Origin of the sequence: Actinomadura macra NBRC 14102, assembly GCF_001552215.1 — a bacterium.
In the GTDB taxonomy this organism is placed as follows: domain Bacteria; phylum Actinomycetota; class Actinomycetes; order Streptosporangiales; family Streptosporangiaceae; genus Spirillospora; species Spirillospora macra.
Genome location: NZ_BCQT01000002.1, coordinates 468,744 through 483,542 on the forward strand (window position 1 = coordinate 468,744; position 14,799 = coordinate 483,542).

Genomic DNA, 14,799 nt, shown 5'->3' on the forward strand with positions numbered 1-14,799 from the left:
ACGTGCGGGCGCGGAGGTCAGGCGTCGTTCTTCAGGAGGTCGTCGAGGAGCGCGTCGTAGTCGTCCTCGGCGCGGCCCAGGTCGATGCGGGCGCGGTAGCGCAGGCGGAGGAGCGCCTCAAGGCTGTCCTCGGCGAGCGCGACGTCGTCGAGGCCGGGCGTGAGCGACTCGGCGACGGGCGCGGGCGCCGCGTCGGGGCCGCCGACGCCGGTGCCGACCACGCGGTCGCGTAGCGCGAGGACGACGTCCGCGCCGCTGGTGGCCCACTCGTGGGCGCCGGACGCGTCGCCCTGGGCGTAGAGGACCTCGGCGACGGCGCGATAGACCTCGGGGTCGCGGGGCTTGTCGGCGCGGATCTCCTCGACGAGCGTGCGCGCCTCGTCGCCCCGGCCCAGCTCGAAGAGAGCGTCGGCCAGGTAGGCGCGCGGGTCGCCGTAGACCTCGCCGCCGTCGTCCAGCGCCCGCCGGTACAGCTCGGCGGCCCTGGCATGGTCGCCGGCGTGCTGCCATTGCTCGCCCGCGCGCAGCAGCACGTTGGCGCGCGAGACCCCGCCCGACACCGCCTCGGCGAGCTCGGACAGGCGCCGGGCCGCCGAGATGTGATCGCCGGTGCGCAGGGTGTCGAACTCCAGATCGTCGAGATCGTCTTCCGTCACATGCGTCACGCTTCAACGCTACCCGTCGTCCGGCGACCGAAGCGGGCGAATCGATGATGATCGTGAATTACCTACGCGAATGCGTCCGGTGGATGTCGTTCACCTGCGGGAACGTTCTAGGGCATCCCAGAACCCACGCCGCAGAGCGTGCCGTACCTCGTCGTGCAGCAGGAAGTCGATGGGCAGCGAGGAGCCCTGGAGCAGGCGCGCCTCAAGATCGGACGGCATGCGCGGCTTGCGGGCGAGGACGGCCTCCAGCCACAGCGCCGGCGCGTCCCGGGCGACGGACTCACCGAAGTCCTGCCCCTCCTGGTGCGCCGCCTTGACCGCGTCCGCGAGGGTGGGGGCGCTCTGCTGGGCCGGGGCGGGTGCGATCTGCTGCGGGCCGGTGTAGGGGCCGTGCGGCTGCCCGGTGGGCTGCTGCGCCGGCTGCTGCATCTGCTGCTGCACCGGCTGCGACTGGTTGGACGGCAGCGGCTGCGGCAAGGACTGCGGCAAGGACTGCGGCGGTGGCTGTGAGGACGGTGACGGGGCCGGCGAGTTGTACTGCGAACCGGTCGCCGGCAACTGTGGCGGCGCCTGCGTGGAGGACGGGCCGTACGTGGGTGCTGCCTGGAGCGGAGCGGGAGGCTGCACGGCACCATTGCCGAAGGAGCCGAACCCGGCAGAGCCGCCGGGCCTGGTCGCCCCTCCGGGCCCGTTGGAGCTGGGAAGCGGAAGGGGACCGGTGGCCATCGACGTGTTCGACGTCATCGCCGGCCCCAGATCGCGGACGGACGGCGCGGACGGCACCGGCTGCCCCCCGAGCGGCGACGACGGCGGCGGCCCGTTCTGCGGGGTCGACTGCAGCGACCCGAGCGAGCTGCTGCTGCCGTTGCTGTGCCCATTGGACAGCGGACTCGTCCCGAGCGAGGACGACCCGTCCACGCCGGCGAGCAGGTTGACGTAGGGCCGCAGGTGCCCGGAGCCGATCTCGATGAGGTCGTCGCACTCCTGCCGCAGCACCCGGGAGATCGTCCAGTTGCCGTCCACGGCCACGTGCACGATGGTGACGCGGACGCCGAGGTCCTGGGCGTCGGCGACGACCCGCGCGATGTCCTCGTCGCCGCTGACGACGACCGCGTCGGCGAGCGCCTCGTTGCGGGCGAGCGTCATCAGGTCGCGGTGGATCTCGGTGTCCACGCCCTCGCGCCGGCCGGGCCGGATCCGGCCGAGCCGCAGCTTCAGCCCGGGCAGGTCGGCGAGCGCCTCATGCTCGGCGGAGCGCCTGGCCTCGATGGTGGCCTCGTACCAGTAGCAGCGCAGCAGCGGGATGCCGGTGCGCTCCCTCGCGAGGTTGCTCAGCAGTTGCAGGAGGCCGCCGAAATCCCACGAGACCGTCTCGCGATGGCGGGTTCCGTGCACCGCCATCGCGCCATCGGCCAGCAGGTAGCCGGCGTCTACGAACAGCGCGCAGCGATCCATGCGACACCGCCCTTCCTCAACACGGGGCCGTCAGGCTGGCGGGAGTGACCATCGTGCGGCGGCCTGCCTTCCTGCGCTCGGGGATGCGGGCCGGCGTAGTGACCTCGGGGCCGCTTATAGCGTAGTGAAGCCCATAAGCCCCGTAGGCCAATACGGTGATTCGCCACTCTTTCATGACGCCGCGCCGGTTCGCGACTCCCCGGTAACTACGAATCGGGAGCCGCGGCGGACGCTACCAGCCGTTCCGGCTCGTCCTGAGGGAACCCCATGATCTTTACGGGAAGCAGCAGGTCGAAGGTTCACTTGAGGTGCACGCTACCCGCCCTTAAGGCGCCCATGGCGGCAGTGTTTCAGAGTCCCGGCCCACGGTGCTCGCCTGGCGGCTCGCACCGTGACCGTGCCCGGGCGAGTGTGACATCGCTTCGCGATCTTCCCGGTGAGGCTCGCCGCCGGCGTCGCCGCACCGGTCAGGTAGCGCGCTCGCGCCGCGGCTTGGGCCACTTCGAGACAGACCCTGGCCAGCTAGGAGCCGTCCTCATCCTCATCGCCGGCGTTCCGCTCGCCGCCCTCCCGGACGGGCGGTGCGGCGCTGGCGGCACTGACCTGGTTGAGCAGGCCGGTGACCCCGCACAGGGCGGTGACGGCGTCGCGCAGCGCCTGAGCCGGTGACCGGAAGCACAGGAAACTCACGGTGCCGGCGATGGCCCCGGCGAGGCAGGCGGTTATCAGGATCACCACCGCGCGAACATCGGGGAATCTGGCCGGAACCGGGCGATTTTCGGAGCCCACGTCGTCTTCCTCTCTGGCCCCGATGCGCGTGCGGCGCCGGGGTGCGGTTCCAGAAAGCCAGCCCCGCATTGGGTTGCACCACGCCGCAACGACGGTTCGTCGGGGGTTGCACCGAATGGCAACACCCGGACATGGACAACGACACTGTGCTCGCGCCTTCGGACACCGAAGATGAGCGCCATGACAGATCTCGTCCCCGGAACTTCAGCCGCCCTTAAGAAACTGGACCCCACCCTCTCCCCGCAGGTGCGGGCCTGGGCAGGGGAGCTACGCGAGGTCTGGCGGATCGCGGGGATGTCGATCAACCGTTTCGCGGCCCTGTACCCCGTCGACAAGGGCACGTTGTCGCGCTACCTGAACGGCAAGCGCGTGCCCCGCGACCACTGGTTCCTGGACAAGCTGCTGATCGTCTTGGCCGAGCAGGGCAAAGAGGTCTCCCAGGAGGTTCGCGAGCATCTGGCCCGGCTCCAACTGGAGGCGCTTGAAGTCGCCCACCCGCAGGAATACCGGGTGCGGCTGATCAGCGACGAACTGGAAGTGGCGGACGTGGGCCGCCGCGAGGCCGAACGCTACGCCCGCTCATTGGAGGAGCAACTCGCCGACCGGATCCGCCGGTTCGAGGAGCTCAACGACCAGCACTGCCGGTTACGGGCCGCCCATGACGCCGACCGCGCGGCCATGCGCGCCGAGAGGGAGCGCCTGGAACGGGAGATCGCAGATCTCACCAGCTCGCTGGAGCACGCCCGCCATCGCACCGCACAGGCCGAGCAACGCTGCCAGTCCCTCGAAGACCTCCTCGACCGGCTGGAGTCCTCGTCGCCGAGTGCCCCGGGCGGCGCCATTCGCGACATCCCTCTCACCGATGCGGGCGCCGTGGCGCGGCTCCTGGACACCTTTCGCGAGATGGGGGCCGAAGAGCAGGCCGTGGCACTCGCCGAAAGGGCGGCCGGCGGTTGTCCGTTCACCGACAGCACCGGTGCGAGGCTGCTCCTGGATGCCTTGCGGAAGTTGGGGGCCGACCTGCTGGCCACGGAGTTCGCCGAACGGGTCGCGGCCCAAGCCCCATTCGCACTGCCGGCCGCCGTAGCGGAGCATCTGCGGGATCTACGTGAGATGGGGGCCGAAACGCAGGCTGCGACACTCGCGGCACTGGCCGCCGAGCAATGCCCATGCACCGATGCGGCCGCCGCTGGGGAGTTGTTGAGCACTCTGCGGAAGATGGGGGCGCGAGCGCAGATCGGTGTGTACGCCGCACGGATCGCCTCCGAAGCTTCGTCCGCCGACCCGGGGAACGTGGCACTGGTGTTGCGCGGCTTGCGGGCGGCAGGAGCCGATCGGCAAGCCGCAGCCTTCGCGGAGCGGGTCGCCGACACTGCCCCGTGCGCAGTTGCGGGCAGCGTAGGAGGGCTGCTGGACGTCCTGGCGAAGGCAGGGGCTACCACGCAGACGCTGAGACTGGCCGAGCGCGCGGTCTTGCAGTTCCCCCTCACAGATCCGCTGGAGGTGAAGAGGCTTCTGATCGTGCTGCAGGATAGAGGCGGGCAGGCGCAGGCAGTGAAGCTGACCACACGAGCCGCGCTCGAGGCCTCCATCAATCGGAACGGCATGGGATCGCTGATCCAGGCCCTGGAGGCACCGGAGGCCAACGCGTTCCTTGACTGGATCTCCACCGACTGCCCGGTCAGCGAGCTGAACACGGTGGGACGGCTGCTGGACACACTGCAGTGGATCGAGGCTGAGGCGCCGGCTGCGGCGCTCGCCGAGCGGGCCGCCCTGTCCTGCCCGGTCCGCGACCCGGCCGAGGTCGCGGGACTGCTGGACGCGATGCGCCGGATCGGTGCGGACGCGCAGGCCGCCCGGCTCGCTGAGCGAGTCGCAGCCGATTGCCGTGTCACCAATTCGTACGCCGTGCGGCGACTCCTGGACGCGTTGCGGCGGATGGGCGCGAACCCGCAGGCCGCTCTGTTGGAAGGGCGGTGCGGCAGCCCAGGGGTTCGCGCCGTTCGCCGCCATGACGCCGACGGTCGGACGGTCAGTCGGTGATGGTGGCGCGGCCCATTTCGGTGAGGGTCTTCTCGTTCTGCGGGCTCTCCCAGCGGACCTTGCATTCGCGGCCTGACAGTTCGACGGTCGCGATGGCGTTGTCGAACCAGGGGCCGTCCGTCATCCGCCAGCGCAGGGGCGGCGGGGGGACCTTCGACAGTTTCGCCAGGGCGCGGAAGGGGGCGGACGTCACGCGTGCGCACGCGATCCGGTTCGCCCAGCGGAACTTTCCGATGAGGGGGTTCCGCAGGGGCGAGCAGACGATCTGGGTGATCTTCGACTGGGTGTCGGGGGCGATGACCCGTGACAGGTAGGAGTAGTGGATGTCGCCGGACAGGAAGGAGATGCTGGCCGGCGCGGGTCCGCGGTCGCCGCGTCCGACCGCGATGACGTCGCCCGCGACCTCGCGGAACGAGCGCTCGAACGCGGCCCAGTGCTCCAGGTCGGCGGCCTGCCGGATCTTCTCGCCGAGCCCGGCGCCGCGCTTGCCCCACGCGCCGCCCGCGACGGCCTCGTTCCACGACTCGGCGTGGTGGATCGCACGCGGCAGCAGGTAGGGCAGGGAACTGGCGATGAGGAGGTGGTCCATGCCGCCGCGGCACTGCTGGTCCAGCCAGCGGAACTCCTCGTCGTCGAGCATGCCGCGCCGGTCGGCGGTGAGCAGCCGGGAGCAGCGGCTGTCCACGACGATCAACCGGGTGCCGCCCCAGTCGTGCGCGTAGCTCCAGCGGGTGGTCGCGGGTTCCTTGTCGGCCTGCTCGGCGAACTCGTCCAGGATGGGACCGACGTCGCCGGACGCGGCGCGCACCGCCTTGTGGACGGGGTCGGACGCGCGGTCCCGCGGCGACATGTTCCCGAGGTGCTGGTAGATCCAGTAGGAGCCGATGCCGCCGGTGATGCGGGCCCTCCACCAGGGCCGCGACCACATGTCCTGCCGCCAGGCGTAGGAGGTGTTCCAGTCGTCGCGGATGTCGTGGTCATCGAAGATCGTGAAGGTGGGGATGGTGGACAGCAGCCACCGCACGGCCGGGTCGCGCCAGGCCAGCTTGTAGAGCTGGGTGTAGTCCTCGAAGTCGGCGGCCTCGTCCACGGGCGGCTCGTCGGCGTCACGGCGGCCGCGGATGAACGTGCGCATCTCCTCGCTCAACTCGTCGGCGTAGACCTGGTCGCCGACCATGAGCAGGATGTCGGGCCACACCTCGGCGGCGCCGCTGCGGAGGCGGTGGGCGAACGCGGCGAGCGCGTCGTGGCCGAACTCCTCCGTCGTGCCGGGCGAGCGGCGGCACGACCCGAAGGAGATCCGCAGGGTGCCGCCGGGGTCCAGGGTCCTGATCTGGCTGGCGGGGAAGCCGTCGGGGGCTTCGGGCCAGACCTTCTCGCCGTCCAGGACGACCTCGTAGGGGATTCGCGCGCCGGCGTCGAGCCCGTCGATCTCGACGAGCCCGTAGTGGTGGCCGTGCGCGGTGAACGTGCGGGCGCCCGCGTCCAGCCCATGCTCGGCGTTGACGACGCGGACCTCGCACGGCTGGTCGGTCTCGACCCAGATCGTCGCGGTGTGCGCGCTCACATGCCGGAGGTGGGGCCCGAGTACCAAAGCGGTCATAGAACGTCTCTCTAGCGGACGGGAGGGCGCCGCGTCCACTGAAGAGACGATCTACAAGGTGAACAGCACCCCGGGAACGTGCCTCACGGGAGCCGGATGACCTTCTCGCGCATGACGGGCGACGGTCGTCGTGGAGGCAGGAGAACACAGCGGAGCCCGCGCCCAGGCACGCATGGCGGTCGAGCACGGACGCCCGTCATAATGACCGACCTGGTGGTCAGGAAGAACCTCTGGGCTCAGGCCCTGGTCGACCGACCAGGCGTTCATGTCGCGGAGAGCCTGCGTGAGGTACTGGAAGTTGTCGACAGCCTGATAAGCGGAGAGTCCCTCGTAGAGGCTGATCTACGGCGGCCGCGAACACCCTCGCCGATCACCACCGCCGCGCGATGCGTCTCGCCGCCCGGCAGTCCGACAGGGTCGCCGAGCATTTCGCCGAAGTCGGCCTGGCCCTCGCCGCCCGCCGTCGCGGCGACCTGGACGACGCGGAGGCGCACCTCGCCCCGTGGCTGCCCTGGGTGCGGACGGTGCACGGCGAGCCCGGCCTGGCGCTCGACCTGGCCGAACTCGGGTTCATCGCCGAACTCCGCGGCGACCCGTCCACCGCACTCGCCAGGCACCGCGACGGCCTCGAATCCGCCCGTAAGATCGGCGACCCGCGCGCCGTCGCGGTCGCCTTCGAGGGCATCGCGGGCGTCCGCGCCCTGGACGGAGACCCCGCAGCGGCGGCCCGCCTGCTCGGCTCGGCCGCCGCGCTCCGCACGTCCGTCGATGCCCCGCTGCCCCCTGCCGAACGCACCGACGTTGACCGAATCACCGCATCAGCCCGCGCGGCCTTGGGCGCGACCCGTTTCGAGTCCGAGTTCGACCAGGGCCAGCGAACCCCACCCGATCAGGTCGATTCCGCCTGACTCAGGAACTCGGCCTCCTTCTCCGGGCTCAACCCCACTCCTGGACGGTCGGGACGCAGCGGAGCCTGCCCGCCGATCCGGTGGAGCCACGCCCACGTGTCGGCGACCGTCTCCTCTACAGGACGGCAGCGAAGCCCGGTGTTCAGGGCCTTCGTCACGTCCCCCCGGTGCAGCGAGTCGTAGGTCTCGCCGGGCGGAAGCCAGAGCGGGAGATCCATCCAGGGTTCGATTCCCGCGGCGAGAAGGGGCGCCGGATCACTCCAGACCAGTTCCGCGTCCGAGCCGGTCACCCGGACGCAGGTCTCCAGAAGCTCGCCCGTCGTCGTGAAGCCGGGCGGGCTGACGAGGTTGTACGGGCCGCCAAGGCCGTTCTCGATGGCGTCCAGCGTCCACACCGCGAGGTCACGGACATCGATGTACTGCAACCCGAGGTCACGTGGGCCGGGAGCAAGCACCCGTCCGCCGCGCGCCATCCGCGTAAGCCACCAGGGCAGCCGCCCGATGTTCTCGTACGGGCCGATGATGAGCCCCGCCCGTACGAGCAGCGCCCGATCCCCGAACGCGTCGATCGCGGCGAGCTCACCACCCCGCTTGGCCTCGGCGTACTCGACGTCGCCGTCATCGGGGGAGCCGTCCACCACGGGCGCCCCCTCGTCGAGCCCGGGCGGTGTCGGGAACCTGTAGACGGAACGGCTGGAGATGTAGACGTAGCGTCCGACACGTCGGGAGAGCATCCGCGCGGCGTCGCGCACTGCGGACGGTGCACCCGACCACGTGTCGACGACCGCGTCCCACTCCCCTTCGGCGAGCGCCTTGAGCCCGTCGTCCTCCGTCCGGTCGCCGTGCAACGAACCCACACCCTCTGGCGGTTCGTGACGCCCCCGGTGGAAAGCCGTCACCTCCCAGCCACGCGCAAGAGCGTCATCGGTGATGGCGCGCCCCACGAATTCGGTCCCGCCCAGCATCAGAAGCCTCATGCCTGAAACTCTGCCAAACGTACGTACTGTACGGAACACCTGCACGCTGACAGCGGAACCCCCAGCGCCTCCCTGACTCGACGACGGAAAAGGGTTCCCGCGCCATGCGCGGGAACCCGTCCGGAGCCCGGTCACGATCCCGGTGCCCCCGCTCGTGTCACCTGTAGGTGTTTACGACCAGCGCAGGGAGCTGGTCAGGTCGTTCATGGCGTTGCCGATGTAGTTGCGGGTCGACTGGTAGCCGGTGCTGGTGCCTCCAAAAGTCGTGTGCTCGAAGTGGCTCACCCAGCAGCCGGAGTAGGTCCTGTAGGAGGAGATCAGGTCGCCCCAGCCGATGGCGTGCAGGTTGGGGTACTCATAGTCGACGTCGGAGGTGGGCCCGGTGCATGCATGGTCGGTGGAGAAGGCGACGCTCTGGCCGCCGAAGTTGCCGTCCACGAACTCGATGGAGGTGACGTATTGGCCGTCGCGCCTGCCGGCGTCCTCGATGGCGGCGTTGAACCGCGGGTCCCGTAGGGCGTCGCCCGGTTTGCCGGGTGCGTTGGTGATCCGGCCACCGGTCGCGTCGGCGATCGCCTCCGCGAAGCTGCCGTGACAGGTCATGGCGTTGTCGTGGGACAGATCGACCACGCAGTGCCGGCCCGCTGGTGCCTTTGGTGCCGAGCCGGTCGACGGTTGGCCGGCCCCTCCCGGCGTCGGGGCGATCTGGACGTCGCCCAGGGCCGGCTGGGATCCCGGACGAACTGACGGGGCCGCCGAAGCATTCGAGGCGATGCAGAGACCGCCGAGCATGGTGAGGGCAGGAAGCAGCATCTTCATCATTGATCTGCGCATTGTGCTCTCCGATTCGATTCTGAGGTGAGGTTCTGGATTGCGAGCGGAGTCCTCGTCCGGGCGCGACTGGGAGCGACTGGTACCGGGGCGGTGGCATGGGCGTCGCGCTCGTGGTCTCGGCGATGTCTGATTCAGTCGCCGGTGGTTGCCAGGGCGGGTCGGAAGCTGGTGTTGGCGCCCGGTATCGACTGGGGAGGGGTCCAGGTGACGCCGCTGCGACGGCTGAAGAGGATGCGCTGGTCGCCGTCCACTCCCTTCCAGGTCATGTAGACCAAGTCGCCGCGCATAGTCAGAGCCGGGCCGGTACTGGTGTCGGCCCTGGGGACGGGTTGTGGGGCCCGGGCCGACCGCGGGCACGGGTGACGAGGGGGCGATACCGCTACAAGTGATTCGCTACGATCAGATCGGTACAGTTGCTGCGGTCAACACTGACGGTAGTTCTATACTCACAGAACGACAAGAGATCGCCTTGAAGTGCGAGGATGCTGTCACCGATCGGCTACCTGGAGCGTCAACCGCGGCGAAGAGCACCGCCCGAACGCGCGGCGAGTGGGTCTCCGCGATCGAGAACACGGACAGGACGGCCGATGGTGCGGACCAACCCTGAACGGCGAGCGGCTCTGCTGGACGCGGCTATCGAACTGCTGGCCCAGCGTGGAGCCCGCGGCGTCACCTATCGGGCTCTGGACGCCCACGCCGGTATGCCCACCGGCACCGCGCTGCACTACTTCCGCAACCGCAAGGAACTGCTCCACCAGATCGCCGACCGCGTCCTGGAGCGCTACCGGCGGCGCGAAGACCAGCACCGCCAAGCCGTGACCGGCCCGCTCGACCGTGACGGCATGATCGCCCTGTTCCAGCGCAGCGTCCGTCAGGCCGTCGCCGACCCCACCCTCCAGATCGCCTCGATCGAGCTGGCCCTGGAGGCTGCTCGTACGCCCGACCTGCAACCGATCATGGTTCAGATGACCCGCACCGGCATCGGCGACGACTTCACCGACCTCGCCGCCCGCCACAGCCCCGGCGACACTCGCGATCTCACCCTGATGTACATGGCACTGCACTCACTGGTCACCCACCAGGTCCTCATCCCCGGCGCCCTGCCCATCACCCACACCGACGACCTGGTCGCCCACCTCATCGGCCGTCTCATCCCCGACCATCACCCCCAAGATCCGCAAGGCACCGCCTAGCTCGAAACACCATGCGTTTCGCCGGGGCAGGCGGCCTGGCGTAGCGCGGCGAGGGGTGCGACCGGATGAGAACTGATCCGGCAGCAGGACGAGCGTCAGCGCACCTGACAGCCGCCAGCAGGTCGAGCATGGGTACATCGCCGCGCTGGGGCCGGTGCCGCGACGTCAGGCTGTACGGCTTCGCGGTGCCGTGCTCGCCGGCAACCGGACGGCGGTTGTCGATAATGGCCTGTCGGTTCCGTCTCAGAGGTAGACGTGGCCACACCACATACAGGGAGACCCAGCATGGCGATTCAGCGGATGGACAACGTCCTTATCGTCGTCGACGACCTGGACGCGGTCATTGCGTTCTTCGTCGAACTCGGCATGGAACTGGAGGGCAAGGGGTCACTTGAGGGAGGATTCGCGGAGCGCGTCATCGCGCTCAACGACGTCCGGCAGGACGTCGCGATGCTGCGGACTCCGGACGGCCATGGCCGAGTGGAGCTGGCGAAGTTCCACACGCCGAAGGCCATCACACCCGAGCCGAAGGACCCGCCGGCGAACACGCTGGGCATTCGTCGCATCATGTTCGCCGTCGACGACATCGAGGACGTCATCGCCCGCCTGCGAACCCACGGTGCCGAACTCGTGGGCGAAGTGGCGCGGTTCGAGGACATCTACCGACTCTGTTACGTCCGTGGCCCCGAGGGCATCATCGTCGGACTGGCCGAGCAGCTCGGCTGAAGGCTGCCCGGCCCTTCTCGTCAACGGCCCTTACGGCTTCCAGCACTGGGTCAGTTTGTAGCTGCCCCGGTCGGACTTGGAGCCCACCGAGATGACCGCCGTGGAGTACGTGGTCAGACACATCGACTTCTTGACGGTGGCCCAGCTCGGCAGGCCCTGGTCGGACCACTTCACGGGGTTGGCCTGGGAGTTGTATTGCGTGTAGGTCGTGCTCGTGCCGCTGTGGGAGGTGGTCCGTCCGGCGACCTTGCCGTTGCCGCAGTGGGGAGTGGCGCCGACCGACCATGGGATGCCCACTTGGACGTCCGCCGAACAGGTGGTCTGGTACCAGTTCTGGGTCAGCTTGGCGGCCTTGGCCTTCGAGGTCTTCTTCTTGCCGCACTTGGCAAGGACGGAAGCGCGCATCGTGGGGGCGGAGACCTTGAGACTCTTATAGGCGTGGACCGGCACCGATCCGGTGACGGTGTGCTCGACATCGTATTTCGCCGTGCCCCAGATGCTCACTCGCACGCACCGCTTGATTCCCGAGAAATACTTCTCTTCCCATCGGCTGTACTTCTTGGTGTAGTGCGTTCTCGCTGGGGCCCTCTTACCTTGCGATTCCGCCTCGCCCTGCTTGGCGTGGGCCGCTCGCGGAGCAGCCGCCTTCTCCGTCGCGTCCCCCGAACAGCCGGTCAGCATGGGGCCTGCCAGGACGAGCCCGGACGCCACCAGCACCGCCGCGCGCTTCGCGTTATTCATATTCTTCTCCTCCGCGTGAACCCTCGCCCATGTGTCGAATGGGCACTTCAGGTGTCCAGCTGGGAGTTGAATCTAGAATGGTGCGAAATTCGTCACCAGGGCCTTAGGGCCCTATGGGGCGGCTTGCGGGGCCCAGGCGCGGCACGGGCGTCAGGCGGCGCTTTCGGTGGGGGTATAGGTGGATAGGCAACCCGCCGGTGGGAGGTCCTCCCTGCGCTCTACCACGGACTTCAGCAGGTGCCGGTTCAACATCCGTCGGGCAGGGCTGCCCTCCGGGGCGATCAGGTAGAGCGTGCCGCGGGCGGCGCGCACCGTGAAGCGGGCCTTGGTCAGCAGGTTGGCGCCCTGGGCGTCGATCACGTCGATCCGCGAGAGATCCAGCGCCAGCCGCAGGGGCTGCTCGGCCAGCACGATCGTGGTCAGGATGTTCGCCTCCGCGGTCACCACCGTCTCCGACACCAGGTGGCCGGTCATGGTCAGGACCACTCCCTCGTCGTGGGCTGCGGAGCTCATGGTCAGCCTCGGCCGGTCGGGTGAGGGTGAGGCGTGGGTCACCGGGGCACTGGGCACGGGCGGGACGACGATCGTTGTGGGCTGCGGGGTGGGCTGCGCGAGCATGACAAGCACCCTCCTTACGTTCGCCGGTTCACCGAGGGGTGCGGACACCTCAAGAATATTACACGAAAGATTCTTCGGTAAAAGTTTCTCGTATGATGATCCGGTGATCTCCATCGCACTGCCCGTGATGGAGCGCACCCGGGGCTGCCGGGGTGCGAGTGAGCAGGACATGACGGGGTGGAGTGATGGGGAGCACGCCGGAGTGGCCCGACAAGCCGTGGACGTTCCTGACCAACCATGCGCGGGTGCTGATCTGCATCGCCCGTAGCCCCGACCTCCGGGTACGGGACGTGGCGCAGGAGATCGGGATCACCGAGCGCGCGGCGCAGCTCATCATCACCGACCTGGAGGAGGCGGGCTACCTCACCCGCGTCCGCGTCGGGCGCCGCAACACCTACACCATCAACGCCGACCGGCCCTTCCGGCACCCCGCCGAGGCCGACCACGACGTCCAGGCACTGATCGAGCTGTTCGCCGACTAGGGCCTTAGGGCCCTGCCGCCACTGGGGTCCTAGGGCTCTGACCTGCGTGCCTGTTCCGCTCTTAGATTCCTTCCCAGAAGCGAGTCATGGTCGGAAGGAACCTCCATGCGGGTGTCTCGAAAAGCAGTGCGCGTCGCGGTGATCGCGGCGGCGGTGACCGGTGTCGGCGGGGCCGGGCTGACCGCGCTCGTCCAGAACCAGGAGGCCACCGGTAGGGCGGCCACGGTGTCGGCGGGCGAGAGCCTCTCCAAGGCGGGGGCGCCGTGCATCGTCTCCGGCGCCAGGACGGCCAAGTACCGGCACTTCGAGAGGACCGAGTACGTCTGGAAGAACGTCTACCCCTGGCGCACCTCCGCCTGGGGCCCGAAGAGCGTTGAGATCAAGAAGGGGGTGAAGGTCTCCAATGTCGTGACCGGAACCCTCGGCGCGCCGATCAAGTCGATCAACGCGGCCGTCGGCTTCCAGGTGACGAAGGAGAACTCGACCGACGTCTCCCACCGGTGGCGGCTCAAGAAGCGCCGCCACTACACCCTCCGGATGGGCCAGGGCTTCAAGGTCTACAAGTTCAACGTCTACGACGCCCTGGGCAACCTCCAGGCCGGGGGTCAGGGCGGGGCGTACTGCGTGTTCAACGGCAAGTACAAGTACGTGGGATCTGGATACGCCAAGAAGTTCTGGACGTTCGACGACAAGTGCACCTGGAACAAGAACGGCAAGCAGGTGGCCTGCACGTCCGCGGATCTCGCCTACTGATCGCGGGCGTGCGGTTCAGCAGAGGGGCTTCCAGTGGCGGCGGTCGGGATGGATCCAGCCCGACCGGCCGTCGGCGGCGGTGACGTACCAGAGTCCGGTGGGGTCGTCGGGGGCACCGCGCTTTCTCACGGTGAGTTCGGTGTCCTGCGTGACGACCTCACCGGTTCGCTCGTCGTCCCGCGTCCGCAGGGACAGGTCCGTTGCGATGACTACATAACGGTCGCATTGGGCCGCCGGCCCGGACCGGCGGGAAGCCGTGGAGGAGACAGCGGGGCTGGGGCCCTGGGCGCTGCTGTCGTCCTCGCTGGAGTCGTCACGACGTTCGGTCGGTGTCGTCTCCGGGTACTGCGCGGGTGCCGTCGGCCGGTCCCGTGGCGAGAACTGGCCGGAGCTGCGTATCAGCAGGGCTGTCACGCCGACCAGGGCGACCGTGCCGATCAGGGCGAGCACGGCCGGGTTCTCCCACGACCTGAAGCGCGGCGGATGCCACGGGTCGGGGTCGGGGAGGGGCTTCGCGGGCGGGCGAGGCGGGACGGGCGGGACGGGCGGCGGCGCGGCGGCGGGGACGAGCGACAGCCTGATCGGGGCATCCGGCCGAGGCGTGGTGGGCTCGCGTTCCTCGCCGGGATCAGGCGTGCCCGCCGGCAGGTGGACGGACGGGCTGGAGGCGGCGACCCGGTAGGCGGTCCAGTGTTCGTGGAGTTCGTCGGCGGGTAGATCGGCCCGTTCGAGCAGATCAGCGTAGGCCACTTGATCGGGAAGACTCAGGCCCTTGATCCAATGTTCCAGAGTGCTTTTGTCGAGTCCCAGTGCTTCGGCCTGAGTTCTCATCGTGGGTTGGCGCGTCCGCTTCGCCAGTGCGTCGATCATGGCGCTCAGAGTGTGCCGCTCGGGGGACGGAAGCCGATCCGGGTCCGGTTCGCGCTGCTGTTCCACCTTGGTCACCCGTCCCGTCCCATAGCGACGTTCGTGCAGGTCACAACCTTGCGTATCTCGATCTTTCGTTGTGTCC

The 14,799-nt window shown here is 69.0% G+C and carries 16 protein-coding genes; 6 read left to right on the forward strand and 10 right to left on the reverse strand.

Features of this window, described 5'->3' with window-relative positions; translation table 11 throughout:
- Nucleotides 1-17 precede the first annotated feature (17 nt).
- From AMA02S_RS03440 to AMA02S_RS03450, 3 genes are all read right to left on the reverse strand, one after another.
- Nucleotides 18-665, reverse strand: a complete 648-nt coding sequence (locus AMA02S_RS03440) for a tetratricopeptide repeat protein (RefSeq protein WP_245667330.1) — start codon at nucleotides 663-665, stop codon at nucleotides 18-20.
- Nucleotides 666-755: 90 nt separating this feature from the next.
- The gene (locus tag AMA02S_RS03445; protein ID WP_067451305.1) at nucleotides 756-2,120 is read right to left on the reverse strand and encodes an NYN domain-containing protein; all 1,365 of its coding nucleotides are present in this window, start codon (nucleotides 2,118-2,120) and stop codon (nucleotides 756-758) included.
- Nucleotides 2,121-2,642: 522 nt separating this feature from the next.
- Complete coding sequence (locus AMA02S_RS03450) at nucleotides 2,643-2,858, reverse strand: hypothetical protein (protein ID WP_067451308.1); 216 nt, start codon at nucleotides 2,856-2,858, stop codon at nucleotides 2,643-2,645.
- A 345-nt stretch (nucleotides 2,859-3,203) separates the two neighbouring features.
- Between AMA02S_RS03450 and AMA02S_RS03455 the strand changes: the two genes are divergently transcribed.
- On the forward strand, nucleotides 3,204-4,952 hold the full coding sequence (locus AMA02S_RS03455; RefSeq protein ID WP_157430347.1) for a hypothetical protein: 1,749 nt from the start codon (nucleotides 3,204-3,206) through the stop codon (nucleotides 4,950-4,952).
- Here AMA02S_RS03455 and AMA02S_RS03460 read toward each other — a convergent pair.
- Entirely contained in the window at nucleotides 4,942-6,555 is a 1,614-nt protein-coding gene (locus AMA02S_RS03460) for an alkaline phosphatase D family protein (RefSeq protein ID WP_067451313.1), read from the reverse strand. The two genes, AMA02S_RS03455 and AMA02S_RS03460, sit on opposite strands and share 11 nt — an antisense overlap.
- A gap of 386 nt (nucleotides 6,556-6,941) precedes the next feature.
- On the opposite strand from AMA02S_RS03460, the gene AMA02S_RS03465 reads away from it, so the two are divergent.
- Entirely contained in the window at nucleotides 6,942-7,463 is a 522-nt protein-coding gene (locus AMA02S_RS03465; protein ID WP_067451316.1) for a tetratricopeptide repeat protein, read from the forward strand.
- On the opposite strand, the gene AMA02S_RS03470 is transcribed toward AMA02S_RS03465, so the two are convergent.
- The 3 genes from AMA02S_RS03470 to AMA02S_RS41300 all read right to left on the reverse strand — a co-directional run bounded on the left by AMA02S_RS03470 (nucleotide 7,445) and on the right by AMA02S_RS41300 (nucleotide 9,561).
- Nucleotides 7,445-8,440 (reverse strand): NAD-dependent epimerase/dehydratase family protein, encoded by a 996-nt coding sequence (locus AMA02S_RS03470; RefSeq protein WP_067451319.1) that lies wholly within the window; start codon nucleotides 8,438-8,440, stop codon nucleotides 7,445-7,447. The two genes, AMA02S_RS03465 and AMA02S_RS03470, sit on opposite strands and share 19 nt — an antisense overlap.
- A 171-nt stretch (nucleotides 8,441-8,611) precedes the next feature.
- Nucleotides 8,612-9,043 (reverse strand): beta/gamma crystallin family protein, encoded by a 432-nt coding sequence (locus AMA02S_RS03475; RefSeq protein WP_218004825.1) that lies wholly within the window; start codon nucleotides 9,041-9,043, stop codon nucleotides 8,612-8,614.
- A 362-nt stretch (nucleotides 9,044-9,405) separates the two neighbouring features.
- On the reverse strand, nucleotides 9,406-9,561 hold the full coding sequence (locus tag AMA02S_RS41300; protein WP_157430349.1) for a hypothetical protein: 156 nt from the start codon (nucleotides 9,559-9,561) through the stop codon (nucleotides 9,406-9,408).
- 300 nt (nucleotides 9,562-9,861) lie between these two features.
- Between AMA02S_RS41300 and AMA02S_RS03480 the strand changes: the two genes are divergently transcribed.
- Together AMA02S_RS03480 and AMA02S_RS03485 are read left to right on the forward strand one after the other, a co-directional pair.
- On the forward strand, nucleotides 9,862-10,467 hold the full coding sequence (locus tag AMA02S_RS03480) for a TetR/AcrR family transcriptional regulator (protein WP_067451325.1): 606 nt from the start codon (nucleotides 9,862-9,864) through the stop codon (nucleotides 10,465-10,467).
- A gap of 285 nt (nucleotides 10,468-10,752) precedes the next feature.
- Nucleotides 10,753-11,193, forward strand: coding sequence for a VOC family protein (locus AMA02S_RS03485; RefSeq protein ID WP_067451328.1), 441 nt, complete (start codon nucleotides 10,753-10,755; stop codon nucleotides 11,191-11,193).
- Nucleotides 11,194-11,223: 30 nt separating this feature from the next.
- Here the strand turns inward: AMA02S_RS03485 and AMA02S_RS03490 are convergent, their stop codons facing one another.
- Nucleotides 11,224-11,934, reverse strand: a complete 711-nt coding sequence (locus AMA02S_RS03490) for a hypothetical protein (protein WP_067451331.1) — start codon at nucleotides 11,932-11,934, stop codon at nucleotides 11,224-11,226.
- Between the two features lie 150 nt (nucleotides 11,935-12,084).
- Nucleotides 12,085-12,552 (reverse strand): STAS domain-containing protein, encoded by a 468-nt coding sequence (locus AMA02S_RS03495; protein WP_067451334.1) that lies wholly within the window; start codon nucleotides 12,550-12,552, stop codon nucleotides 12,085-12,087.
- Nucleotides 12,553-12,737: 185 nt separating this feature from the next.
- Here AMA02S_RS03495 and AMA02S_RS03500 point away from each other — a divergent pair, with 185 nt between their 5' ends.
- Complete coding sequence (locus AMA02S_RS03500; RefSeq protein ID WP_067451337.1) at nucleotides 12,738-13,034, forward strand: helix-turn-helix transcriptional regulator; 297 nt, start codon at nucleotides 12,738-12,740, stop codon at nucleotides 13,032-13,034.
- Between the two features lie 105 nt (nucleotides 13,035-13,139).
- Nucleotides 13,140-13,787 carry a hypothetical protein gene (locus AMA02S_RS03505; RefSeq protein ID WP_157430351.1) on the forward strand — a complete coding sequence of 216 codons (648 nt, stop codon included), beginning with the start codon at nucleotides 13,140-13,142 and terminating at the stop codon, nucleotides 13,785-13,787.
- A 15-nt stretch (nucleotides 13,788-13,802) separates the two neighbouring features.
- Here AMA02S_RS03505 and AMA02S_RS03510 read toward each other — a convergent pair whose 3' ends face one another.
- Nucleotides 13,803-14,732 (reverse strand): SH3 domain-containing protein, encoded by a 930-nt coding sequence (locus tag AMA02S_RS03510; protein ID WP_067451343.1) that lies wholly within the window; start codon nucleotides 14,730-14,732, stop codon nucleotides 13,803-13,805.
- Between the last annotated feature and the right edge of the window lie 67 nt (nucleotides 14,733-14,799).